The sequence below is a fragment of the Microbacterium paulum genome, from assembly GCF_015707995.1.
Classification (GTDB): domain Bacteria; phylum Actinomycetota; class Actinomycetes; order Actinomycetales; family Microbacteriaceae; genus Microbacterium; species Microbacterium paulum.
Window position 1 is genome coordinate 1 of record NZ_JAAGRY010000051.1, and the last position, 24,912, is coordinate 24,912.

The following is a 24,912-nucleotide window of genomic DNA, read 5'->3' on the forward strand; positions in this document are numbered from 1 at the left end:
GCCCGGAGCGGGATGCGCGGCCGACCGGAGCGGTGTGCGGGGCGTCGGTCATGCGAGCACCTTCCGCACGGCGCGGGGCAGCTGGTCGAGGTCGCCCACCGTCACGACGTCGGCCTCGGCGATGCGCTGCAGGGCCGGCGCGGCCACCCGCGTGTCGGTGACGACGGCGAGGGCGCGCACGCCGTAGGGCAGCCGCGAGCACGCGAGCCGCAGGTCGGATGCCGCGGTCTTCGACCCAGTGACGAGCACCACCACGGCGGCTTGCGGCGCGTGCACCGCAATCGCGCCCGCGAGGGCAACGACACCGCCCTGCCGGGGGCGGGAGTGCCCGAGCAGCGACAGCTCGTCGAGGAACCGGCGCGCACTCAGCGAACGGAGCGGCCCGTTCTGCGTGCGCGCGTCGAGAATGCGCGAGTCGCGGAGCGCCCGGAGCCCCACCGATCCGGCGACCGAGATCGCCAGTTCGAACTCGTCGGCCGAGCGGTACTCGTCGGGGTGGCTCGACAGGCCCACGACGAAGTGCGAGCGCCGCGTCTCTTCGTACTGACGCACCATCACTTCGCCCGCTCGGGCGGTCGACTTCCAGTGCACGTGCCGCAGGTCGTCGCCCGGCTGGTACTCGCGCAGCGCGTGGAACGAGACGTCGTCGCGGGCCAGATGCTGCGAGGGCAGTCCTTCGAGGTCGCGCAGGTGCCCGAGCGAGAGCCCGTCGAGCGCGGTCGTGCGCGGGTGCACGTACAGGTCGACGGCCTGACGGCGATCGTGGGTGCGCTCGAAGAGGCCGAGGGGGTCGCCCCGGCGCACGCTCACCGGACCCACCTCGAGCACGCCGCGGGCGGTCGTCGGGATCGCGAACACCTCTTCGTGCTCGGCGCCGGGCACGAGCCGCGGCACCTGGAAGACGCCGCGTCCGTGGCCGACCGGCAGCACGACCTCGGCGGGCAGGATCGTGCGCGACGTGCGGTTGGCGAGGGTCAGCCCGCCGACGGCGCGCTCGCCGACCACGACGCGGGTGCGCGTGAGGTCGAGCTCGATCTCGTACGTCGTGCGACCGAAGAGGAAAGCCACGCTCACCACGAGCACCACGGTGAGCACGACCGCCGCGACGAGCATCTCTTGCCATCCGAAGGCCAGCGCCAGCCACCACAGCACGACCGCCCCGGCGAGGAACACCCAGCCGAGCGGGCGCACGATGTCGGCGATGCCGCGCAGGATGCCGCGGCTCACCCGCCGGGCCGTGTCGGCGCGCTCGCGCCAGCGCTCCGCGCGGGTCGCCGCGCGGGGCGAGACGAGGCCGGTGTCGGAGGGATCGGGGGCGGAGGCGCCGGATGCGTCGGTGCGGGGCGCTCCGAGATCGCCCGTGGCCGAGGCATCCGTCGTCGCGGCACCCGAGTCGGCGCCTGCGCCGGACGCACCGCTACCCCGTCGCGCACGGCGCGGCGGGGTGGCGGTCTCCGGCGACGAGGTCATCAGCTCGCGGCCCGCGCGAGCGGCGCCTCGACCGAGGTGAGAGCGCGCTGGATGACCGATTCGGCCGTCGTGCCCGAGAACTCGGCCTCGGGATCGAGCACCAGACGGTGCGCCCACACCGGCACGGCGAGGGTCTTGATGTCGTCGGGGATGACGTAGTGGCGCCCCTGCGATGCCGCGTACACCTTCGCGACGCGGATCATCGAGATCGCCCCGCGCACCGAGACGCCGAGGCGCGTGGCATCCGACGCACGCGTCGCCTCGACGAGCTGCGCGGTGTAGCGGGCGACCGCCGGATCGATGTGCACGGATGCGGCCAGGTCGGCCATGTCGGCGACCGCGTTCGTCGTGATGACCGGCTTGAGCGAGGCCGACGGGTTGCGGTCGACCGCGCCGGCGAGGATGCGCTCGGTGACGGCGAGCGTCGGGTAGCCGATCGAGATCTTGAGCATGAACCGGTCGAGCTGCGCCTCGGGCAGCTTGTAGGTGCCCGACTGCTCGATCGGGTTCTGCGTCGCGATCACGAGGAACGGGCGACCCACCTCGTGCGCGGTGCCGTCGATCGTGACGCGCGACTCCTCCATCACCTCGAGCAGGGCCGACTGGGTCTTCGGCGAGGCGCGGTTGATCTCGTCGGCGAGCACGATCGAGGCGAACACGGGGCCGCGGTGGAACTCGAACCGGTGGTTCTGCTGGTCGTAGATCGTGACGCCGGTCACATCCGACGGCAGCAGGTCGGGCGTGAACTGGATGCGGGTCGAGGTGCCCTGCACGCTCGCGGCGAGCGCCTTCGCGAGGCTCGTCTTGCCGGTGCCGGGGGCGTCTTCGAGCAGCACGTGACCCTCGGCGAGCATCGCCGACAGCACGAGACCCACGACCTCGCGCTTGCCGAGCAGCGCTTCGTCGACGTTGTCGACCAGGCGCGTGAAGGTGTCGCGGAACCAGGCGGCCTGTTCGGGGGTCATGCTCATGCGTTCATTCCTTGGGTCAGAGAGCTGGTCATACTGCGGGCGTGGGAGAGGGCTAATTGCCCCTCTTCCACCATGTCTTCTCGGTGTCGACGCTGCCGCCCCAGCCGTAGATGTCGACCCAGGCGTTATTGCCGTCGGCACCCTTCCAGCACTGGAGCTGGAGCGAGCCGTTGGCGGGCAGGTTGTAAGACGTCGGCGTGCCGAACTGCGTGTTACCACCGGTGTCGTGCCAGCACGCGACGGTGTACGTGCCCGCCGGGAAGTTCTGCGTGTTGATGACGTACTTATAGCAGCCGTTCGTGCAGCCCCCGGCGGCGTAGTAGTCGCCGCGGGTGACCCACACGCGCGGCGGCGGCGGGTCGTCGGTTCGGGCCGAGGCGGATGCCGTGGTCGTGTTCGATCCCTCGGCGCTGGTGCGCACCTCGATCGAGTGCGTCTCGCTGTAGCCGTAACCCCGCGAGATCGAGCCGTTGGCGTCTCGGCTGACAAGACCGCCGTCGACGTACACCTCGGTCGAAACGCTCCGGCCGTTGGCACCCGGCGAGGTCCACGAGTAGTTGATGGTCGTGCCCGACGCACTCGCCTTCGCGCTCGGGTTGCCGATCTGACCGAACGGCGCGACGCTGTTCGACGTGTTCGAGGCGCCGCTGGCGAACTCCGACCCGTCGACCGTCGACACGGCCCGCACGCGGATCGTGTAGCTGGCGTTGTTGTTGACCTGACCGTTGCCGATCGTGCCTGAACCGTTGGTGCCGCCCGAGACCCAGTCGTTTCGCCAGCCGCCACCCTTCACGGAGTACTCGTAGCGGATCTCGCCCGCGGCCGCACCGTTGGCGGCACCCGCCGTCCAGGTGACGCCGACACGGTTGTCGCCCTCGCTGGCGGCGACGCCCGTCGGCGCGCCCGGCGCCGTCACGCCGCGACGCGGTGCCGAAGTGGGACTGTACTCGCCCCAGCCCGCCTTGTTCTTCGCGCGCACGTCGAACGTGTAGTTGGTCGTCGAGGTGTCGACCACGACGGCCTGAGTCGTCTGCCCGGCCCCGACGGTCACCGTCTTGACGACCGACGCACCCTGCTTCACGCGCAGCTCGTAAACCGAGATCGCGTCGCCGTTGTTCGCCGGCGCGTTCCACGCCACCTCGACCTGAGCCTGCGATGCGACGGGGCTCAGCAGCTTCGTCGTCGGGGCGTTCGCAGCGGCAGGAGGCGCGGCCGGCACCATCGCCGCCGACCACGGGCTGAACTCGCTCGGCTCGGGCGCGCGGTTGTGGGCGCGCACGCGCACCTGATACGACGCGCCGTTCTCCAGGCCCGTCCACTCGATGCTCGTGCCGGTGACGCCGGTCTTCTGCACGATGCCCGACGGCGGTGCGGGAGAGATCTCGAGCGTGTACGTCTCGATCGGCGATCCCTCGGTGCGCGGCGGCACCCACGAGACCTTCAGGCTGCGGTCGCCGAAGACCAGGGTCGGCGGCGCCGGGGTGTCGGGGCGCACATCCGGGCGCGCGGTCTCCGACGGCACCGAGGCATCCGACACACCGACCTTGTTGGTCGCGGTGACGACGAAGTTGTACTCGACGTTGTTCGTCAGCCCGTCGAGCGTGCACGTCGTCGAGGGGCAGTTCTTCGTGTAGAAGCCGCCCGCCGTCGAGGTCACGGTGTAGCCCGTGATCGGGGCGCCGTTGTCGCTCGGCGGCGTCCACGACAGCACCACGGTGCGGCTCTGCACGCTCGAGACCACGGGCTTTCCGGGCGCCTCGGGGCGACCCTGGACCGTGATGCGGATGCGCCCTTCGACGGCGCGGTCGGCGTCGCCGGTGGCATCGAGCACGCGGTAGCGGGCCACGACCGTGCCGACGAACGTCTTGCCGCTCGTCACCTCGACGCGGTCGCCCTTGACGACGACCGACGCCTCGCCCGTCTCGAGCACGGCCGAATCGACCTTCAGCGGCTTGCCGGGGAACGGGTTCACATCGTTCTCGAGCACCGCGACCGACTCGGTCGCGCCCTGGTTCGACTGTGCGATCACGTCGTCGTTCGCGCTCGCGAGCTGGCGCGTCGACGCCGTCACGGTGACCGTGATCGTCGCTTCGGCGGGCGTCGTCGTGCCGTCGTCGGCGCTGACCGTCAACCGCGCCTGCGTGCCCTTGGCCGTCTCGGCCGCGGCCGAGACCTTCAGCGCCGTGCCGTCGATGGATGCCGTGAGGCCCTGCGGCCCCGATCCCTTGAGCCGGAAGGTCAGCTTGCCCTGGTCTTCCGGGTCGGGGTCGGTCGCGAGCGCGGCGAGGTCGAGCGAAGAGGCATCCTCACCCGGCGCCACGTTCATGGTCGCGCCCACCATCGTCGGCGGCTGGTTGTCGGGCGGCAGCACCGTGATCGGGATCGTCAGGGTGGCCTTGCGCCCCTCGGGGTCGTCGGGGCCGGTGCCGTCGGTGACCTCGAAGGTGATCGCGTCGGTGCCGAAGTAGCGGTCGGCCGATGTGTAGACGAGGGTGCGCTGGTCTTTGATGAGGTCGGCGCCGTTCGCGTGCACGGCGGCGACCTTCGCCGCCTCGGTGATGACGACGTCTTTGCCGCCCGCGGCGCGCACGTAATCCTTCAGCGGCAGCTCGATCGTCTCGCCGCTTTTCACCTCGACCGGCTTGGTCGAGATGAGGCTCGGCGGCAGCTCCGACAGCGACGGCACCCGGATGAACGCCGACGCGGACTGGTCGTCGGCGTCGGTGATCGTGTAGGTGATGAGCTGCGGCGCGTCGCCGATCGTGACCGACACCTCGCCGCTCGGCAGCACCCGGGCCGTACCCGAACCGGCGCCGAGCGTCACCGCGAGGGCGCTCTTCGTGCCGTCGGGGTCGTCGTCGTTCTCGCGCACGTCGATGACGGCGGTGCCGTCGTCGGCGACGTCTTCGGCGCGCACCCGGTCGTCACGCGCGATGGGCGGGCTGAGCGGCACGGTGTCGTCGACCGTGATCTGCACGCTCGTCGAGGCGCGCAAGCCCCGGGCATCCGTGATCGCGTACTCGACCGACGTGTTCATCTCGGTCGCCGGCGCGGTGATCAGCAGATAGGTGCCGCTCACGCGGGCCTTGAGGCCCGGAACGCCGTCGGGCACGGTCACCGCGTCGTCGGGCGCGAACCCGAATTCGTCGCCGTCGGGGTCGGAGTCGTTCGCGAGCACCGGCACCGCCACTTCGCGCCCCGGCCGCATGACGACCGAGTCGCGCACCGCGTAGGGCGCTTGATTGGTGGATGCCGCGGGAGCGATGCCGATCTGCACCGGCGCCGTGCCCTCTTTGCCCAGATTGTCGCGGACCCGGTAGGTGAACGTGTCGACGCCCACCGAGCCCTCGAAGGCCTCGTAGGTGAACGAGTTCGCCCCCGTCTCGACGATGCGCCCCTTCTTGGGGGCGTCGGCGATGCCGACGAGCTCGACCGAGTCGCCGTCTTCGTCGATGCCGTCGAGGGGAACCGGGATCTCGACCTGCGAGCCGCTGAGCGTGCGTGCCGTGAGGTCGCGCGGGCGCGGGGCCGAGTTGGCCTCGTCGTTGCGCGGCAGGATCTGGATCGTGAGATAGCCGGCATCGCGCTGACCGGTGGAGTCGACCGCCTCGTACGTCGCGTAGACGGTCTTCGGCTCGTCGCCCGCGCGGAAGCGGACGGTGTCCTCCGAGACGAACGCCTCGCCGTCCTCGGGGTCGACCAGCGGCGCGACGAGGTCGGGGGCGACGTGGATCGTGTCGCCGTTCGGGTGGTAGTCGTTGTCGAGCACGGGGATCGTCGCGGTGTCGCCCACGCGCACCACGGCTTGATCGTCGTTGGCGACCGGCGGGCGCAGCCGGCTCGGCGCGGGCACCGGGATCACGACGATCTCGCCGTTCGCCGACTGCGAGCCGTTCGAGATCGTGTATCCGATGCGCACCTGCTGGTCGATCGAGGCGAGATCGCTCACCCGGATGGTCTCGTGGCCGAGCACCGCCGCCGCGACCCCTGACCCGGCATCCACCGTCACCGACTGCACGACGAGGATGCCGCCGCCGGGGTCGGTGTCGTTCGAGAGCACGTTCACGAGCACGTCGCCGCCGCTCGGCAGCAGCGCCACGTCGCGCACGGCGACGGGCGGCAGGTCGTCGTTCGACTCGGGCAGCACGTCGACGCGCACGAGCCCCGGCACCGAGTTCGGGCCCGCCGAGACGAGGTACTGGGCGTAATAGGTGCCCGCCGCCTGCGCGGTGAACGAGAACGTCTTGTCGGCGAAGTCGGGCACGACCTGCGCACCCGGCACCTCGTCGACGCGGGTGAGGCGCAGCTGCTCGCTGCCCGAGCTCGTGTCGTTTGTGAGCGGCGCGACGGTGACGGGCCGTCCCACCCGGGTCACGACGTGGTCGGCGTTCGTGATCGGCACGGTCGTGCCGAGGGGCCGGATGTCGTAGCGTGCGACGCCGGCGCTGCTGTCGCTGCCGTCGGAGACGAGGATCGGCACGTCTTTGCGACCCTGCATGCCGCCGATCGCGCGGTAGGTGATCTGCCCGTCCGAGGTGAAGTCGGCCTCGTCGCCGCCGTCGGGGGCGACGTCGAGCAAGAAGATGTCGTCGCCGTCCGGGTCGATCCAGTCCGGCAGCACGTTGTACGACGCGGTGCCCCCCGATTCGACCGTGATCGGCGTCGTGCGCTTCTGCACGGGCGCGGAGTTCACATCGAAGTCGTGCACGGTGAGGGTGACCGATGCCGTCGCCTCGCCGCCCCGGCCATCCTCGACCGTGTAACGGAAGGTCGTCGACCCGCTCGCGTCGGCGGGCGCGGTGATCTGCAGCGCGGCGCCGTTGTGGATGGGCTCGACCGTTCCGAACGACGGCGTCTGCGAGACGGATGCCACGAGCACATCGCCGTCGGCGTCGGTGTCGTTGTCGAGCACCGGCAGCACGGTCGTGCGGCCCGGACGGATGCCGTACTCGTCGTCCTGGGCGATCGGCGGCGTGTTCTGGTCGGTGCGCTCGGGGAGGGTCGTCTGCACCGTCTCTTCGGTGGTCTCCTCCTGGTCCTCGCCGTCGCCTTCGGGCGGCGTGATGTCCTGCCAGTTGTCGACCCGCTGCAGGGCGTCGGAGGCCATCCACGCCGCTCCTCCGAACACGTCGTTCAGGACGACCACGTCCCGGTTCGTGCGGAACCGCAGCACGCTCGTCGGCTCGATGCCCGGAACCTCCTGGGCGAGGTCGTCGGCCTCGCCCGGGCAGTCGCGGACGAAGCTGCCCGACCCCGACCAGGCGCCGTAGGCGCATCCGGCGACGAACACGGGCTGGGCGGGCGTGCCCTTGCCACCGCCGGAGGGGACCGAGGCGGGGTCGCCGCCGCCGAGCGGCACGCGCACGAGGTCCGTGGGCGTGGCTAGGGTGACCGCGTCAGCGGCATCCGACGCCTGCTGCAACACCGCATCGGCGGGTGCCTCGGTCTTCATGCCGTCGCTGCTGTACAGGGTGCGTGTGGTCGCGTCGAGCACGAACGCGGTCGTTCCGACGACCGTGATCGACAGCTCGTCGTCGGTGCCGATGCCCTCGAGCCCGCGCGACGACTTCTCGACGGTCTTGCCCTCGTCGCCCGGGCCGTACGAGCGGAGCACCCCGTCTTCGGCCGAGACCGTGTACACGGTTCCGTCGACGCCGACGGCGACCTTCGCGTTCTTGCCCTCGTCGGCGACCGGTTCGGCGCCCTGCGCGCCGATGCCGCTGACGGCGGTGAACGGGCTCGCCCACAGGGTGCCCGACGGCTCGAGCACGGCGACCGTCGACGAGCCCATCGCGACCGACGAGCCGGGAGCGAGCGAGGCCGAGTCCGACAGGATGACCCGCGCCGGGTCGACTGACGCGATCGACGAGCCGACCGTATCGACGATCATCACGCGCGACCCGCTCTGCAGGATGTCGTAGTCGGAGGATGCCGCGCGCAGCCCGCCGTCGAGCACGCGCGACTCGTGATTGAAGTGGCCGACGAGCAGGCTGGACTGCTTCGTGACCCAGACCCCGCCGTCGTGGAGGTCGACCTCGGTCGTCGGCTTGCCCTCGTAGGCATAGGCGAAAAAGCCCACGGCGAGGGCCGCGACCGTGACGATTCCGGTCGAGATCAGCGCTTTCGGGCGCGCTCGAAGCCACGCGAACGACTTCATGGTCGGGCCGGCTCCCCCCCGGGGCTCGTATTCATTGCGTGGCGTCGGGACCTGTTGCTGAAGCAGGCGCACACGTCGTGCAGACGCAGTCAGCCTACGACACGCTCGCGACGTCGAAGAAACGCTTGACATGGGGAGAACTCCCCATGTCTCGCTCAGTGACACCCGGCGACGCAGCGGGCTGGATGCCGCGGCTCACGCCCCCACGTAGCGGGCGAGATGCTCGGCGGTGAGGGTCTGCGCGCCGGCCACGAGGTCGGCGGGAGTGCCTTCGAACACGATCGTTCCGCCGTCGCGCCCCGCGCCCGGGCCGACGTCGATGATCCAGTCGGCGTGGGCCATGACCGCCTGATGGTGCTCGATGACGATGAGCGAGTTACCGGCATCCACGAGCCTGTCCATGAGCCCGAGCAGGGCCTCGACGTCGGCGAGGTGCAGGCCCGTCGTGGGTTCGTCGAGCACGTAGACCGCGCCCTTCTTGGCCATCGAGATCGCGAGTTTGAGGCGCTGCCGTTCGGCGCCCGAGAGCGTGTTGAGCGACTGCCCGAGGGTCAGGTAGCCGAGGCCGACGTCGGTCATGCGGCCGAGGATCGTCTGCGCAGGCCCTTTCGCGACGAACGAGGCCGCCTCGTCGACCGACATCGCCAGCACCTCGGCGATGTTCTTGTCGTCGAGGGTGTAGTCGAGCACATCGTCGCTGAACCCCGACCCCTCGCACAGCTCGCACCGCGTGATGCCGAGGGGCACATCGACGTCGACGCCGCGCAGATTGTGCAGGGTCGCGCCCCGGATCTCGCGCACCCCCGTGCGCTCGCGGGTGGCCGGCTTCAGCGCCGCGCGGTGGTCGAGATGGCGCCCGGTGGCGGTGTCGGAGGCGCGGAGCCCCGCGACGTCGCCCTCGTACGTGATGTGGCCGCCCGCGCGGCCGGCCCCCGGGCCGAGGTCGACGACGTGGTCGGCGATAGCGATCACTTCGGGCTTGTGCTCGACGACGAGCACCGTGTTGCCCTTGTCGCGCAGCAGGAGCAGCAGCTCGTTCATGCGCTGGATGTCGTGCGGGTGCAGCCCCGTCGTCGGCTCGTCGAAGACGTACGTCATGTCGGTGAGGCTCGACCCGAGGTGGCGGATCATCTTCGTGCGCTGCGCCTCGCCGCCCGAGAGCCTGCCGCTCGACCGGTCGAGCGAGAGGTAGCCGAGGCCGATGTCGACGAACGAGTCGAGCGTCTGCTGCAGGGTGCGCAGGAGCGGGGCGACCGACGGATCGTCGATCGATCGCAGCCAGGCGGCGAGATCCGTGATCTGCATCGCCGCGGCATCCGCGATGTTCACTCCGTCGATCCTCTCTCGTGCTCGACTACATTTGGGGCCTGCCGCCGAGACGGCCTTCGCGACGCTCGGTCGGCGCGGGCTCGACGACGATGCGGCCGACATCGACTACGTGCAGATCGGCTCGTTGGGCGGCCTCGATGCACGGGTTCCGGCGTCGCTGCTGCGCAGCCGCCGCATCCGCATCTCGGGTTCGGGAGCCGGGTCGGTCTCGACCGAGCGCATGGTCGCCGAACTGCCCGCCGTGATGGCCCTCATCGCCGACGGCACGCTGCAGGTGCCCTACACCGACTACCCGCTCAGCCGGGTCGTTGACGCCTGGGCCCACATCGGCCGCGAACGCGCCGTCGTCGTGCCGGATTGACCCGCGGCGGGTCCGGGCGGCGTGGGCGGCGTGGGCGGCGTACCGTATTCAGTCTCTTCGGGCCGGACAGCCGGCGCGCGCCGCGTGATTCCGGCGAGCAGGCCCGGTGCCGCCTACGCGCAGACTGAATACCGAACGCGCAGCCGCGGCGACAGCGGCGCGGGGCGGGTGACAGAACGGCGCCCGGGCGGTCAGCCCGCGCGGTGGCAGCCGGCGAGGTGGTCGTCGACCATGCCGGCCGACTGCATGAGCGCGTACATCGTCGTCGACCCGACGAATCGGAAGCCGCGCCTCTTCAGCGCTTTCGAGAGGGCATCGGATGCCGCGGTGGTCGCCGGCACGTCGGCGAACACGACCGGGCGCTCGCCCTCCGCGCGCGGCGCCGGGGCGAACGACCACATGAACGCGTCGAGCTCGCCCGGAGCCATCTCCTCGACGAGGCGCGCGTTTCCGATCGTGGCGAGGATCTTCGCGCGGTTGCGGATGACCCCGGCATCCGTCATCAGGCGTTCGACATCGTCGTCGCCGAAGGCCGCGACCGCCGCGGGCTCGAACCCGGCGAACACCTCGCGGAAGCGCGGGCGCTTGCGCAGGATCGTGATCCACGACAGGCCCGCCTGGAACCCTTCGAGCGACATCTTCTCGAACAGCGCGCGGTCGCCGTGCAGCGGCCGGCCCCACTCCTCGTCGTGGTAGCGGCGGTATTCGGCGTCGTCGCCCACCCACCCGCAGCGGGCGAGGCCGTCGGGGCCGATCCGCAGGTCATCCACGATTCCAGGCTATCGCCGGCTCCCGGTGCTGCGCCCCGCGACGGTGCGCAGCGCCTCTTCGAGGTCGGTGTGCGCGAACGTGAATCCGGCGGCCGTGAGGCGTTCGGGCGCGACCCAGCGGCTCTTCAGCACGAGCTCCGATTCGGTGCGCAGCACCCACATCGTGGGCTCGAGCATCCACCGGAACGCGGGCAGCCCGAACGGCGCCCCCACGATGCGGCGGAGCGTCTGCATGAGGGTGCGGTTGTCGGATGCCTCGGGCGCGACCACGTTCACGACGCCCTCGATGTCGCTGCGTTCGGCGAGAAACCGCACGGCGCTCACCACATCGTCGACGTGCACCCAACTGAACCGCTGCCGGCCCCGGGTGTCACGGTGCGGAGCCCGCCCGTCGCCCGTCGGCCGGGGCCCGATGCCGCGGTAGCGGCGGTGCTGCGGCCACCAGCCGTCGAGTTGGGGTCCGCCGATTCCGAGGCGCGCCAGCCGCACGAGCATGCGGGTCGCCGGTCCGTCGCCGAGCACGATCGCCATCCGCAGCGCCACGCGTCGCGTCTCGGGCAGGTCGTCGGCGAAGAACTCGCGCTCCCAGTTCGTCGCGACATCGACCGAGAACCCCTCGCCGATTTCGCCGGTCGACTCTGTGTTCGGGGCATCCATCCGGTGGCGGTAGATCGTCGCAGTCGAGGCATTCAGCCAGACGCGGGGCGGGGTGGATGCCACGGCCACCGCCTCGCGCAGCGCGCGGGTCGTCTCGACGCGCGAGCGCAGGATCTCGTCGCGGCCCCGGTCGGTGTAGCGGCAGTTCACCGACTTTCCGGCGAGGTTCACGAGCACGTCGGCGCCGTCTACGAGGGCAGCGATCGCGGACGGATCTTGCCATGAGGCATCGGCGGCGCTCCGACCGATCGTGCGCACGTCGTAGCCGTCGCCCGCGAACGACCGGACGAGCGCCGGGCCGATGAAACCGGAGGCGCCGGCGATGACGACGCGGGGCTTTTCAGGCATCCGTCACCTCTTTCTGAACATGTTCAGTTCAGTATAGCGTGGACGGCATGAGCGATACCTCGGTCTACGAGCGCGTGCTCGGCGACGCGATCGACGGCCTCGATCCCGGGCTGCAGCGCTACTTCGGCGCCCTATCGCAGGGGTCGGTCGGCGCCGGGCACGGGGTGTTCGCGGTGGCCGGATCGCGGCTGCGAGCACTGTGGCCGCTGTGGCGGCTTCTCGCGTGGCGCCGCGTGCTGTTCCCCGAGTTCGGGCACGGGGTGCCGTTCACGGTGGTCAACACCGCACAGCCCGACGGCTCTCTGACGGCGGTGCGCACCGTCGCCTTCGGCCCGCGCCGCCGCGTGATGCTCGACCGCATGACGGTCGAGCGAGGCATGCTCGTCGATCGCATCGGTCGGCGTGGTGGGCTCGAAGTGATCCTCGACGTGACCGTCGAGAGGGGCGCGCTGCGCCTCAGCTCGCGCCGGATCGGGCTGCGCCTCGGCCGCGTGCGCGTGCCGCTCACGCGCTTCGCAGGGGTGACCGTGCACGAGCGCGCCGCGTGCCCCGCCGGCACGGGCGCGCGGCCTGTGCAGGCCGTCGACGTGCGCATCACCATGCCGATGCTCGGCGAGGTGTTCCGCTACGCGGGCACGTTCACCTACGCGGTCGTGCCCGTCGCCGACCCGGACGCCGCTACCCCGTAAGCACGAACCCCGCAGGAATGCGCGAACTCCGCAGCCGATCGCGGGTCCGGGTGCGGAGTTCGCGACATACTGCGGAGTTCGTGTGGCGCGCGCAGCGTCCGTGCGGGGCGCGGGCGCGGCGCGCAGGCCCGTCCGGCGGTCGCGCGCCCCGCGCACAACCAAACCCCACGCCGCGCACACCTGCGGAGATCTGCACAACCGCGGATGCCTCGCCGCAGCCAGTCCGCAGGTGTGCAGATCTCCGCGGTTGCGCAAGGCGCCCGGCGCGCGACCGCGGCGCGACCGCGGCGCGCGGGCTACTTCTTCTTGAGCGACTTCTCCGAGGTCGGCGCCTCGCCCGAGGCGGCGAGGGCGGCGTAGTACGCGCGCGCCTCGTCTTGCCGGGCCTGCTCGGCGCCCGACGCGATGGGGGCGCGCACGTGCTCGGGGGCGAAGCCGTAGGCATCCACCAGGTCTTGCGCGTGCGGGCGCAGCCGCTGCACGAGCCGGTCGATGTAGCGCGAGACCGAGGCCGCGCGCTGCGTCGACAGCCGCCCGTTGATGATGTACCAGGCCAGGTGCTTCTCGATCAGGTACATGCCGAACAGGTCGCGCAGCCACGTGAGCACCTGCGCCGTGCCGGCGTCGGTCACCTTCGCGACGCCGTCGCTGAAGGCCTCCCACTGCAGCAGCTCGCCGTGCGCGCGGGCCGCCTCGATGAGCTCGGCCTGGTTCGCGTTGAAGAGGTCGGCCGCCTCGGCGGGCGACGCCTTCGACGCGGGGCGCAGCCGCCCCGCGATGTCGGAGATCATCTGCTCGACACGGCCCGCCAGCAGCTCGTGCTGCTGCTCGGCGCGCAGCCCCAGTTCGACCGAGCGCGCCGTCGAACCGAAGTCGGCGACCGCCTGGCCGAGCCGGCGTAGCCCCGCACCGTGGAACACCTTGCCCGCGGTCTGCTTCGCGGCGAACGAGGCCAGCTTCGCGGCATCCGCGCCCTTGAACTGCCGCGCATAGTCGGCGAGCAGGCGCTTGCCGACCAGCTGCAGCAGGATGTTGTTGTCGCCCTCGAAGGTGACGTAGACGTCGAGGTCTTGGTGAAGGCCCACCATGCGGTTCTCGGCGAGGAAGCCCGAGCCGCCGCACGCTTCGCGCGCCTCTTGCACGGTCGACAGGGCATTCCACGTCGACAGCGGCTTGAGCGCGGCGGCGAGGGTCTCGAGATCTTCGCGCTCCTGCGGCGTGTCGGTGCGGCCCGAGAACACGCCGTCGAACTTGCGCAGCAGCTCGTCGTTCGAGAAGAACTGCGCGTAGTTCTGGGCGAGCAGGGGCAGCAGGCGCCGCTGGTGCTTGCCGTAGTCGAGCAGCACGACCTCGTCGCTGCCCGAGCCCGAATCGAACTGCCGGCGCTGGTTCGCGTAGGTGAGCGCGATGTAGAGCGCGAGCGCGGTGCCCGTCGTGGCGGCGCCGTCGAGCGAGACGCGACCCTGCACGAGCGCGCCGAGCATGGTGAAGAAGCGCCGACCCGGGCTCGGGATCTCGGACGAATAGGTGCCGTCGGATGCCACGTCGCCGTAGCGGTTCAGCAGGTTGAAGCGGGGCACGCGCACGTGGTCGAACGCGAGGCGTCCGTTGTCGATGCCGTTGAGGCCGCCCTTGACGCCGTCGTCTTCGCTCTGGATGCCGGGGAGCATGCCGCCCTCGGCGTCGCGGATCGGCACGAAAAAGCAGTGCACGCCGTAGTTCACGCCGCCCGTGATGAGCTGCGCGAACACCGTGGCGGCGCGCCCGTGCAGCGCGGCGTTGCCGAGGTAGTCCTTCCACGCACCGCGGAACGGCGTGTTGATGACGAATTCCCCGGTCTCGGGGTCGTACGTCGCGGTGGTGCCGATGGATGCCACGTCGGAGCCGTGCCCGATCTCGGTCATCGCGAAGGCGCCGGGAAGTTCGAGCTCGATCACGTCGCTCAACCAGGCATCCCAGTGCTTCTTCGTGCCGAGCTGGTAGATGGCCGAGCCGAACAGGCCCCACTGCACACCCGACTTGATCTGCAGGCTCGGGTCGGCGAGCACGAGTTCCATGAACCCGGCGAGGTTGGCGCCGTTGTTCTCGAGGCCGCCGTACTCCTTCGGGAACGCGCGACGCGAGCCGTTGTTCTCGACGAGCAGCCGCAACTGGCCCAGCACCCGCTCGCGGTGCTCGGGCACCGACTGGCCGTCGATGCGCCAGAACGCCGGGTCTTTGATCATCTCGCGCGCCTCGCGGCGCGTCTCGCCCCACGTGCCGAGCAGCAGGTCGGTGACGGCGTCGACGTCGATGCGCGGTTCGTGCGCCTCGTCGGCGGTGTGGGCCGCCGTGGGCGCACCGCCGGCGGGCGTGCGCTTGCTGGTCGCGGGCTTCTTGGGGTGGATGTTCTCGCGGACGGCGGTGTCGGTCACGGGGTTACCTCTCGGTGGAGACGGACAGAGAAGATCACTCTCGACGGTAGGAGTCGCACAAGGAGCGTGCAACACGTTTGCGTCCGCCCGACAAACGACTTCACACCCGTGTGCACTCTCCGTTGTATGAGACCCACACTCACACTCTGTGAGACTCAGTTCCACCATCCGCGGTGGCGGCCGGGCGTCCGCCGGGCCGCCCAGCCGCGCGAGCGCCGCCCGCGCACCCGCTCAGCGCGTGTAGGCCAGGATCGCGTCAGACTCCGAGGTGACCGTCGCGGCGTCGACCAGGTCGCTCGCGCCCGAGTTGATCAGCGCCGACCACCGCGTCACCGAGTCGGCGATCGCCCCGTCGGTGAACAGCGTCGTCTGCAGTTCGGTCTTCTTCTGGGCGATCAGCGCGGCCCATTCGGTGTTGGCCTCGAACGCGGTCACGAGCGCGTTGTCGGTCTGGCCGCCGCCCATCCCGCCGCCGGCTCCGCCACCGGTCGGTGCCGCACCGCCCTGGGCGCCCGTCGTCCGCGACGGCGCCTGGCCACCGGCCGCACCGCCGCCCGCGGCCGCACCGCCGCCTCCGCCGGCCCCGCCACCGCCACCGCCGCCGACGTTCTGCACGCCGAAGGCCAGGTTGTGGTCCCACGCCACGATCGTGAACTTCTGCGTCGCGGAATCCCAGAGCAGGTACGAGTTGTTGCCCGGGCCCGAGATGTCGTCGAAGTTGTCGATCAGATCTTCGAGGGCGAGATACGTCGCGAACGAGTCGACATCGAGCATCCCGGGCAGCTTCTCGGCGATCTCGTCGGCGGTGCCGTTGTTGACGAGGTCGAGCAGCGCGATGAGCGGGGCGTAGTTGTCGTCGCCCGCCTCGATGTCGAACGAGTCGCTGTAGTCGCCGTCGGCGCCCAGCCACCCCCAGCTTCCATCCGCGGTGGCCTTGTACAGCACCGAATCAGCGCCCGCATCAGGGAAATTCTCTTCGACCCACGCGTCGTTCAGGGCCTGCACGCTCAGCCGCAGCTCTTCGGTTCCGCCGTTGACCGAGAACCGGGTGGCCGCACTCTGCTCGGTCGCCAGGCCCGCGGCATCCAACGCATCGAGGGCGACCGCCTCGTTGAGCGAGGTCGCCGAGGTGTTCGTCCGCACGGTGAAGTCGGTCACGCCCGACGCGTTCTGTCCGTCGACGTACTTGTCGAGGCGGATCCGCCAGGGCAGCGTCGACGCATCGGTATCGGCCGTGACGCCCTTCAGGGTCGAGTTGCCCTTGAGCTTGATGCCGACGTTCTCGTAGGTGACCCCGTCGATCGTGACGCTCGCCGTGAGCCACTTCTTGGTACCCGAGGAGAGGTAGGTCGACAGCATCGTCGAGAGCGCGTCGGCGTCGACGTCGACCGACACGGTGTGGACGACCGAGGTGTCCCACAACGATCCCGTCGTCTCGGCCACGGCCGCCTGCGCCGTCACCGCCGAACTCTGCTGGGTCTGGCTCGAGGTCGACGCCGCGTCGGCGCCGGCGAGCGACCCGCACCCCGCGAGTCCGACGACGAGCACCACCGCCGTCAACGGCAGGACGACACGGGCGGGCGGGCCAAGGCGGAAGCGAGGCTAATCAGACATGAGATACAGCCGACCACGGCGCATTATGCGCGCGTTCTCCTCGCTCTGTGCGGCGGCGGCGAGAAGGCTATGAGCCTGCAATGACCGCGAGCACGGCGTCGCCGTAGGCCTCGCGCTTCTTGGCACCGATGCCGGTGATGCCCTCGAGCGCCGCGATCGAGGCGGGCCGCTGCTCGGCGAGAGCCCGCAGCGTGGCATCGCCGAAGACGATGTAAGCGGGCACGCCCTGCTCTTTCGCGACGCCGGCACGCCACGTACGGAGCGCCTCGAACAGGTCGCGATCGCCCCCGTCGAGGGTGTCGGATGCCGCGGCCTTGCGCACACGCGACCCGCCGCCCGAGCGCCCCAGCACGTCGCGGCGGAGCGGCACGGATGCCTCGCCGCGAAGGACCGCGGCGCCCTCCTCACCCACCGCGAGCACGCCGTATTCGCCCTGCGCGACGATCACGCCGCGCGCGAGCAGCTGCCGGATGACGCTGCGCCAGTCCTGATCGGTGAGGTCGGCGCCGAGCCCGTAGGTGGCGAGACTGTCGTGCCCCTGCTGGCGGATGCGCTCGGTGGAAGCGCCGCGCAGGATGTCGACGAGATGGCCGGCGCCGAACGCCTGATTGCGCTCGCGCTTGAGGCGCACGATCGTCGACAGTAGCTTCTGGGCGGGTACGAGGCCGTCCCACGTGTCGGCGGGGGTGAGGCACGTGTCGCAGTTGCCGCACGGTCCGGATTCCTGCCCGAAGTAGGCGAGCAGGTTCTGCCGGCGGCACGAGACCGTCTCGCACAGGGCCAGCATGGCATCGAGGTGCTGGCCGAGGCGCTGCTTGTAGGCGCGCTCGCCCGGCGACTGGTCGATGAGCCGGCGCTGCTGCACGACGTCGCCGAGGCCGTACGCCATCCATGCGACCGAGGGCTCGCCGTCGCGCCCCGCGCGGCCGGTCTCTTGGTAGTAGCCCTCGACCGACTTCGGCAGGTCGATGTGCGCGACGAAGCGCACATCGGGTTTGTCGATGCCCATGCCGAACGCGATCGTCGCGACCATGACGACGCCTTCTTCACGGAGGAAGCGTGCCTGGTTGCGGGCTCTGACCCCGGCATCCAACCCCGCGTGGTACGGCAGGGCGTCGACACCCTGCGTGCGCAGGTACTCGGCCGTCTGCTCGACCGACTTGCGACTGAGGGCGTAGACGATGCCCGCCGCGGCGCGGCCGTTCGCCTCGCTCTGCGCGCGCACGAACTGCAGCAGCTGGCGCCGCGGGTCGGTCTTCGGCTCGATGCGGTACTGGATGTTCGGCCGGTCGAAGCTCGCCACGAAGTGCTTCGCCCGCGGAAGATCGAGGCGCTCGGTGATCTCTTTGTGCGTCGCCCGCGTCGCGGTGGCGGTGAGGGCCATGCGCGGCACGCCGGGAAAGCGCTCGGCGAGGTCGCCCAGGGCGAGGTAGTCGGGGCGGAAGTCGTGGCCCCACTGGCTCACGCAGTGCGCCTCGTCGATCGCGATCACGCTCAGCCGCCCGCGCTGCAGCAGCGCCGTCGTGGCGGGCGCGCTGAGCCGCTCGGGCGCGACGTAGAGCAGGTCGAGGTCACCGGCGAGATACGCCTGCTCGACGCTCGCCCGCTCGGCGGGGCTCTGCGTCGAGTTGAGGTAGGCGGCGTTCACGCCGTTGGCGGTGAGCGCGTCGACCTGATCGTGCATGAGGGCGATCAGGGGGCTCACGACGAGCCCCGTGCCCGGCCGCACGAGCGCCGGCACCTGGTAGGTGATCGACTTGCCGCCGCCGGTCGGCATGAGCACGACCGCGTCGCCGCCCGAGACGACCTGCGCGACGATCGCGGCCTGGTCGCCGCGGAAGTCGTCGTAGCCGAAGACGTCTTTCAGCACCGCGCGCGGGTCGTCGCCCGTGCGATCGCGGCCGAGCCGCGGGCGCGGCGCCGCGGGGGTGGATGCCGCGGGTCGAGCGGGTCCGTCACCGGCCGCATGCCCCTGGCCGGCGCCGGTCGCGCGGACCGCGCTGGGCCCGGCCGCATGCCCCGGCACCGCATCACGTGTCGACCGCGAGAGCGCGCCGGCGTAGCCGTCGAACTCCGGCGGAGGCGGCGCGTCGTCATCGTCGGGCGGGGCGAGCTCGTCGAGACCCCAGGGCACGTCGGCGTAAGGATCCGCGTACGGGTCGTCGAAGGTGTGCGAGCTCACCAGACCAGGCTAACCGCGGCATCCGACACCCCCGCCCCTTCTTCCCTCCTCGCGCCACCCCACCCCTCGCGAGGCGTCGGAGAAGGGAGGTGAGGGCGGGGGCTAGAGGCGCAGAACCTGGGTCACGCGGATGACGGCGATGCCCTGTTCGACGGATGCCTCGAGGTCGACCTCGGCGCGGATGCGCCAGTCGTGGTGGCCCGCCGGGTCGTCGATCGTCTGCTCGATGCGCCAGAGGCCCGTGGCCGAGGCATCCGTCTCATCGATCTCGACGAGACGCGGCGAGCGCGCCGGGCCGCCGGTGCCGATCTGGTCGTGCTCGTCGTAATAGGCGTCGAGGGCGGCGGGCCAGTCGACTTCGGGGTCGAGGGCGACCAGCGCATCGTCGTCTTGCAGCGCCGCGAGCTGCACGCGGCGGAACAGCTCGTTGCGCACGAGCACGGTGAACGCGCGCCGGTTCGTGAGCACAGACGGAGGCGCCGGCGGCACGACCGGGCCGTCGTCTTCGGGCAAGTGCGCCGACGGGTCGACGAGCGCCGACCACTCGTCGATGAGACTCGAGTCGACCTGGCGCACCAGCTCGCCCAGCCACTCGATGATGTCGACCAGCTCGTCGGTGCGCGCCTCGGCCGGCACGGTCTGGCGGATCGCGCGGTACGCGTCGGACAGGTAGCGCAGCACCAGGCCCTCACTCCGCTGCAACTGGTAGAAGGAGACGTACTCGGCGAAGGTCATCGCCCGCTCGAACATGTCGCGCACGACGGATTTGGGGCTCAGTTCGAAATCGCGCACCCACGGCTGGCTCGACGCGAACACCTCGTACGACTGATCGAGCAGCTCGGCGAGGGGCTTCGGGTAGGTGACCTCTTCGAGCAGCGCCATGCGCTCGTCGTACTCGATGCCGTCGCGCTTCATCGCAGCGACCGCCTCGCCGCGGGCCTTGTACTCCTGCTGCGACAGGATCGCGCGCGGGTCGTCGAGGGTCGCCTCGATGATGCTCACGACGTCGAGGGCGTAGTGCCCCGTGCCGATGCCGCCACCCGCGCTCGCATCGTCGTCGGGAGAGAGCAGCTCGATCGCGGCGAGCGCGAAGGGCGACAGCGGCTGGTTGAGGGCGAAGTTCGGCTGCAGGTCGAGCGTGAGGCGAATCTCGGGGCGCGAGGGGTCGCGACGCGCGGCATCCGCCGTGGTGGGCGCCGCGTGTCGCGACCCCTCGCCACCGGGGAGGGAGCCGGGGCCGGGGCCGCCCTCGCGCACGATCTCGACGATGCCGGCGTCGACGAGGGTGCGGAAGATCGCGATCGCGCGGCGCGCGAGGTCGAACCGCCGGGCGCGGGGTTCGTGGTTGTCGAAGACGAGCGAGCGCACGTTGCCGAACACGTCGCCGCCGCGGCCGATCACGTTGATGAGCATCGCCGCCGTCAGCTTCAGCTGCGGAACGAGAGGCTCGGGTACGGCTGCGATGAGCCGCTCGTACGAACCCTCACCCCAGTTCACGACACCGGTGGGCGCCTTCTTGCGCACGATCTTCTTGCGTTTGGCGGGGTCGTCGCCGGCCTTCGCGAGCGCGACGGCGTTCTCGATCTCCCACTCCGGCGCCATCACCACGACGTTGCCGCGCGTGTCGTAGCCGGCGCGGCCGGCGCGCCCGGCGACCTGGTGGAACTCGCGCGCAGAGAGCTGGCGCATCTTGGTGCCGTCGAACTTCGACAGCGCCGTGATCATGACGGTGCGGATCGGCACGTTGATGCCGACGCCGAGCGTGTCGGTGCCGCAGATCACCCGCAGCAGGCCGCGCTGGGCGAGGGTCTCGACGAGCCGCCGGTAGCGCGGCAGCATGCCGGCGTGGTGCACGCCGATCCCCGCGCGCACGAGGCGCGACAGGGTCTTTCCGAACCCGGTGGTGAACCGGAAGCCGCCGATCGCCTCGGCGATCTCGTCGCGCTGCGCGCGGGTGGTGAGGTTGACGGATGCCAGGGACTGCGCTCGCTCCAGAGCCGCCGCCTGCGAGAAGTGCACGATGTAGACGGGCACCTCTCGCTCGTCGACGAGCATGGTCAACACCTCGTGCACGGGGCGACGCTCGTACGAGAAGTGCAGCGGCACAGGCCGCTCGACGCCCGTGACGAGCGCGACGGAGCGGCCGGTGCGGCGCTCGAGGTCGGCGGCGATGTCGGCGACCTCGCCTAGCGTCGCCGACATGAGCAGAAACTGTGCACGGGGCAGGAGCAGGAGGGGCACCTGCCAGGCCCAACCGCGTTCGGGGTCGCCGTAATAGTGGAACTCGTCCATGACGACCTGATCGACCGGGGCATCAGGCCCCTGCCGCAGCGCGATGTTCGCGAGGATCTCGGCGGTGCAGCACACGATCGGCGCGTCGGGGTTCACCGACGAGTCGCCCGTGACCATGCCGACGTTCTCGGCGCCGAAGATCTCGACGAGCGCGAAGAACTTCTCGCTCACGAGGGCCTTGATGGGGGCCGTGTAGTACGAGCGGCCGCCGGCGGCGAGGCACGCGGCGTGCGCCGCGATCGCGACGAGCGACTTGCCGGTGCCGGTCGGGGTCGAGAGGATCACGTTGCTGCCCGAGACGAGTTCGATGACGGCCTCGTCTTGCGCGGGGTACAGCGTGAGCCCGCGACCGCTCGCCCAGCGCACGAAGCCGTCGTACGCGGCATCCGCGGTCGCGCCGTGCGGAACGGCTTCGGTGAGCGCCGCGGCAGAGGTCATCACCCGAGTCTGCCGCACCGGGCACACCCGCCCGCCCCGTCTGCGCACCCCGACTCACCACGCGGTTCGCGAATCACCACCGGAATCCGCTCGGAATCGAGGTGATTCGCGAGAGAAGTGGTGACTCGCGATCAGAGAGGCGGCGCGCTCCGCGCCCGCGCCGCGGCGGCGCCCGCGCCGACCCTGGCGGAACAGGGCGCGGCGCGCCTACGTTGGGAGGAGCAACAGCCCCGGTGAGAGGAAGCGCCATGTCGGATGACGTCAAGGTCGTGCGCAGCGACGAGAAGGAACGGTACGAGATCACGGTCGACGGCGGTGTCGCCGGGTTCGCCGAGTTCGTGCTCGCCTCGCCCGGGCGGGTCATCTATCCGCACACCGAGATCGACCCGGCGTACGGCGGCCGGGGGCTCGGATCCACGCTCGTCGGCGAGGCGATGGCCGACGAGGCGCGCCGCGGCGACACCGTCATTCCGGTGTGCCCCTTCGTCATCAAATACCTGAAGACGCACGAGGTGCCCGGGCTGAACATCGAGTGGCGCCCGCGCGACGTCGAGGTCGCCGAGCACGCCCCGACCGACGAGAAGCACCCGGGCGACGAGGGCGTCGGAGACTGGCGCGGATGACCCGCCTCGACGCCGGCCCGCCCGAGGCCTCGGCGCCGACCGCTTGCGAGGGGCCCGAGGCCCTGCTGCTCGAGGCGCGCGAGGTTCCGCTCGGCGGCGTGCGCGGCATGCAGGTGCACCGCAGCCTGCCCCAGAGCGCCCTGCCGATGGTCGGCGCGTGGTGCTTTCTCGACCGCTTCGGGCCGCAGACGGCTCGCATGCGGGTGGAGCCGCACCCGCACATCGGACTGCAGACGGTCACGTGGCCGTTCGTCGGCGAGGTGCGCCACCGCGACGTGCTCGGCAGCGACGTGATCGTGCGCCGGGGCGTGCTGAACCTCATGACGAGCGGCGCGGGGATCGCGCACTCCGAGTACTCGGTCGGCGACGACCCCGTGCCCCTCGACGCGCTGCAACTGTGGGTCGCGCTGCCCGAGACGCGGCGGCACAGCGCACAGGACTTCGAGCGGCACGAGAACCTGCCCGTCGTCGATCTCGGCGGCGGCGCGACGGCGACCGTCGTCGTGGGCACCTTCGGCGGGGCCGCGTCGCCCGCGACGATGTACACCCCGATCGCCGGCGTCGAGGTGCACCTTCCCGCCGGGGCATCCGTCACCCTCCCCCTCGAGCCGGCGTGGGAGTGCGCGCTCGTCGGAGTGGGCGGCGAGCCGGCGGTGCAGACGGATGCCGAGGCATCCATCGACCTCGCCGATCAGAGCCTGCTCTACCTCGGCCTCGGGCGCGAGGCGATCGAGGTGACCGCGGAGCGCGACGCGACGGTGTTCGTGCTCGGCGGCGAACCGTTCGAATCCGACATCGTGATGTGGTGGAACTTCGTCGCGCGCACCCACGAAGAGATCGTCGACGCGCGGGATGCCTGGGAGGCCGAGGGCGTTCCCGGCGCCGCGCAGCCCCGCTTCGGGCACGTCGTCGACCACGGCGACGAGCGCATTACCGCGCCGCCCCTCCCCGCCGTGCGGCTCACCCCGCGGCGCCGGCGCGACTGACGGGGTTTGTCACGGTCGGCGCGCGCGGCCGCGCCGGTACGCTGGGAGGGTGGCCCGACACACGACCCTCTCGACGCGCGTGCTGCTCGTGTGCGCCGCGATCGGTGTCGCCACGGGCATCGTCGGCGGCATCGCGGGGGTGCTGACCCCGGTCGTGCTCGCGACCGTGCCCTTCACCTACGGCCTGCTGCTCGGCGCGCACGTGCTGCCGGGCATCATCGCGCAGGAGGTGCTGCGTCTGCCGCTCGTCGCGATCCTGACGCACGTGCTCGCGGCGGTCGTCTCGAGCGCCTTCAACCCGGCGTGGACGGGGCGCTTCATCGGCACGGCGCTGCTGTTCGGAGCCATCCAAGAGGGCGTCGCCGCCCTCACCCGCTACCGCGCCTGGGGGGCATGGCGCTTCTTCATCTCGGCGTTCATCATCGGCGTGCTCGTCGCCGTTGTGGTCTTCTTCGCCGCGCACCTGAGCGCGCTGCCGCTCTGGGCGCAGATCGCGTACCTCGCACTGTCGGTGTGCGGCCCGGTGGCGTGGACGGCGGTCGGCCTCGCGATCGGCGCATCGCTGCGACGCGCGGGCGTCGCGCGGCAGGGCACCGCCCGCTGACTGGGGCGGGGCCGCAGGCGCGACTGGCCGGGCAAGTTAGGTTCGGCTAACCTAGGGTGACTCCACTGTTCTGACCGATGGGAAAACCCGTGACCTCTGCCGTCGTCAAAGCGGCCGCCGCGACACCCCCCGGCGAGACACCCACGCCACTCGCGCGGGTTCGTGACCTCGGCATCCGTCACGACGGTGCGACGCACCCGGCGCCCGCCGCGGCGAGCTTCGACGTCGCGCGCGGCGAGGTGGTGCTGCTGCTCGGGCCGAGCGGGGCCGGCAAGTCGACGCTGGCGCTCGCGCTCAACGGGCTCATTCCGCACGCGGTGCCGGCGACTGTCGAGGGGTCGGTGCTGATCGACGGGCTCGACACGGCCGTGACCCCGGTCGCCGAGCTGAGCACGCACGTCGGCATGGTGTTCCAAGACCCCGACGCGCAGCTGGTCACCGGCACCCTGCTCGACGAGGTCGCGTTCGGGCCAGAGAACCTGCGCCTGCCCGTCGACGAGGTGCTCGCCCGCACCGAAGACGCGCTCCGCCGCGTGGGCCTGTGGGAGCGCCGCACCGAGAACCCCGACCGACTCTCGGGCGGAGGGCGGCAGCGCCTCGCGATCGCGTGCGCCCTCGCGATGGGGTCGCCGCTGCTCGTGCTCGACGAGCCGACCGCGAACCTCGATCCGCAGGGCATCGAAGAGGTCTACGCGGCCCTCGGCGAACTCGTCGCCGCGGGCGACCGGGCCCTCGTGCTCGTCGAGCACAACCTCGACGCCGTCGTGGGGATCACCGACCGCGTCGTCGTGCTCGACCACGACGGCCGCACCGTCGCCGACGGCACGGTCGACGAGGTGCTCCGCGCCCGCGCCGACGACCTGCACGCGATGGGCGTGTGGCTGCCCGTCTCGACGCTCGCCGCGCTGCGCCTGCGCGACGCGGGCTGGGCCCTCGAGCCCCTCCCCCTCGACCCCGCCGAGCTGCGCGCCGCGCTCGAGACGGTGGATGCCCCGGCATCCGTTGCC

Annotated in this window: 15 protein-coding genes and 1 pseudogene; 6 read left to right on the plus strand and 10 right to left on the minus strand. The window is 71.2% G+C overall.

What is annotated here, in order from left to right; translation table 11 throughout:
• Positions 1-48: 48 nt before the first annotated feature.
• The 4 genes and pseudogenes from G3N18_RS11990 to G3N18_RS12005 form a co-directional block, all read right to left on the minus strand.
• A complete protein-coding gene (locus G3N18_RS11990; protein WP_196384520.1) occupies positions 49-1,470 on the minus strand; it encodes a DUF58 domain-containing protein in 1,422 nt (473 codons plus the stop codon).
• Positions 1,470-2,441 carry an AAA family ATPase gene (locus G3N18_RS11995; protein ID WP_196384521.1) on the minus strand — a complete coding sequence of 324 codons (972 nt, stop codon included), beginning with the start codon at positions 2,439-2,441 and terminating at the stop codon, positions 1,470-1,472. The genes G3N18_RS11990 and G3N18_RS11995 overlap by 1 nt, the downstream gene beginning before the upstream one ends.
• A 52-nt stretch (positions 2,442-2,493) precedes the next feature.
• Positions 2,494-8,598 (minus strand): Ig-like domain-containing protein, encoded by a 6,105-nt coding sequence (locus tag G3N18_RS12000; RefSeq protein ID WP_196384522.1) that lies wholly within the window; start codon positions 8,596-8,598, stop codon positions 2,494-2,496.
• 195 nt (positions 8,599-8,793) lie between these two features.
• A pseudogene (locus G3N18_RS12005) lies at positions 8,794-9,978 on the minus strand (ATP-binding cassette domain-containing protein); the annotation flags it as partial.
• On the opposite strand from G3N18_RS12005, the gene G3N18_RS12010 reads away from it, so the two are divergent.
• Complete coding sequence (locus G3N18_RS12010; protein ID WP_196384534.1) at positions 9,893-10,288, plus strand: MDR/zinc-dependent alcohol dehydrogenase-like family protein; 396 nt, start codon at positions 9,893-9,895, stop codon at positions 10,286-10,288. The pseudogene G3N18_RS12005 and the gene G3N18_RS12010 sit on opposite strands and share 86 nt — an antisense overlap.
• Before the next feature lie 191 nt (positions 10,289-10,479).
• Here the strand turns inward: G3N18_RS12010 and G3N18_RS12015 are convergent, their stop codons facing one another.
• Together G3N18_RS12015 and G3N18_RS12020 are read right to left on the minus strand one after the other, a co-directional pair.
• Complete coding sequence (locus tag G3N18_RS12015) at positions 10,480-11,058, minus strand: DNA-3-methyladenine glycosylase I (protein WP_196384523.1); 579 nt, start codon at positions 11,056-11,058, stop codon at positions 10,480-10,482.
• Between the two features lie 9 nt (positions 11,059-11,067).
• Complete coding sequence (locus tag G3N18_RS12020; RefSeq protein ID WP_196384524.1) at positions 11,068-12,063, minus strand: epimerase; 996 nt, start codon at positions 12,061-12,063, stop codon at positions 11,068-11,070.
• A 47-nt stretch (positions 12,064-12,110) separates the two neighbouring features.
• On the opposite strand from G3N18_RS12020, the gene G3N18_RS12025 reads away from it, so the two are divergent.
• Positions 12,111-12,752, plus strand: a complete 642-nt coding sequence (locus G3N18_RS12025; protein WP_196384525.1) for a DUF4166 domain-containing protein — start codon at positions 12,111-12,113, stop codon at positions 12,750-12,752.
• Between the two features lie 296 nt (positions 12,753-13,048).
• Here G3N18_RS12025 and G3N18_RS12030 read toward each other — a convergent pair whose 3' ends face one another.
• The 4 genes from G3N18_RS12030 to G3N18_RS12045 all read right to left on the minus strand — a co-directional run bounded on the left by G3N18_RS12030 (position 13,049) and on the right by G3N18_RS12045 (position 21,692).
• Positions 13,049-15,166 (minus strand): acyl-CoA dehydrogenase family protein, encoded by a 2,118-nt coding sequence (locus tag G3N18_RS12030; protein WP_196384526.1) that lies wholly within the window; start codon positions 15,164-15,166, stop codon positions 13,049-13,051.
• Positions 15,167-15,397: 231 nt separating this feature from the next.
• Positions 15,398-16,717 carry a CotH kinase family protein gene (locus G3N18_RS12035; RefSeq protein ID WP_338038551.1) on the minus strand — a complete coding sequence of 440 codons (1,320 nt, stop codon included), beginning with the start codon at positions 16,715-16,717 and terminating at the stop codon, positions 15,398-15,400.
• A 130-nt stretch (positions 16,718-16,847) separates the two neighbouring features.
• On the minus strand, positions 16,848-18,962 hold the full coding sequence (gene recQ / locus G3N18_RS12040) for a DNA helicase RecQ (protein ID WP_196384528.1): 2,115 nt from the start codon (positions 18,960-18,962) through the stop codon (positions 16,848-16,850).
• Between the two features lie 102 nt (positions 18,963-19,064).
• Entirely contained in the window at positions 19,065-21,692 is a 2,628-nt protein-coding gene (locus G3N18_RS12045) for a DEAD/DEAH box helicase (RefSeq protein ID WP_196384529.1), read from the minus strand.
• 248 nt (positions 21,693-21,940) lie between these two features.
• On the opposite strand from G3N18_RS12045, the gene G3N18_RS12050 reads away from it, so the two are divergent.
• The 4 genes from G3N18_RS12050 to G3N18_RS12065 form a co-directional block, all read left to right on the plus strand.
• The gene (locus tag G3N18_RS12050) at positions 21,941-22,315 is read left to right on the plus strand and encodes a GNAT family N-acetyltransferase (RefSeq protein ID WP_196384530.1); all 375 of its coding nucleotides are present in this window, start codon (positions 21,941-21,943) and stop codon (positions 22,313-22,315) included.
• On the plus strand, positions 22,312-23,301 hold the full coding sequence (locus G3N18_RS12055) for a pirin family protein (protein ID WP_196384531.1): 990 nt from the start codon (positions 22,312-22,314) through the stop codon (positions 23,299-23,301). The genes G3N18_RS12050 and G3N18_RS12055 overlap by 4 nt, the downstream gene beginning before the upstream one ends.
• Positions 23,302-23,350: 49 nt before the next feature.
• Entirely contained in the window at positions 23,351-23,905 is a 555-nt protein-coding gene (locus tag G3N18_RS12060; RefSeq protein WP_196384532.1) for an ECF transporter S component, read from the plus strand.
• Between the two features lie 89 nt (positions 23,906-23,994).
• On the plus strand, positions 23,995-24,912 hold a 918-nt coding region (locus G3N18_RS12065; RefSeq protein WP_338038549.1), incomplete at its 3' end, for an energy-coupling factor ABC transporter ATP-binding protein.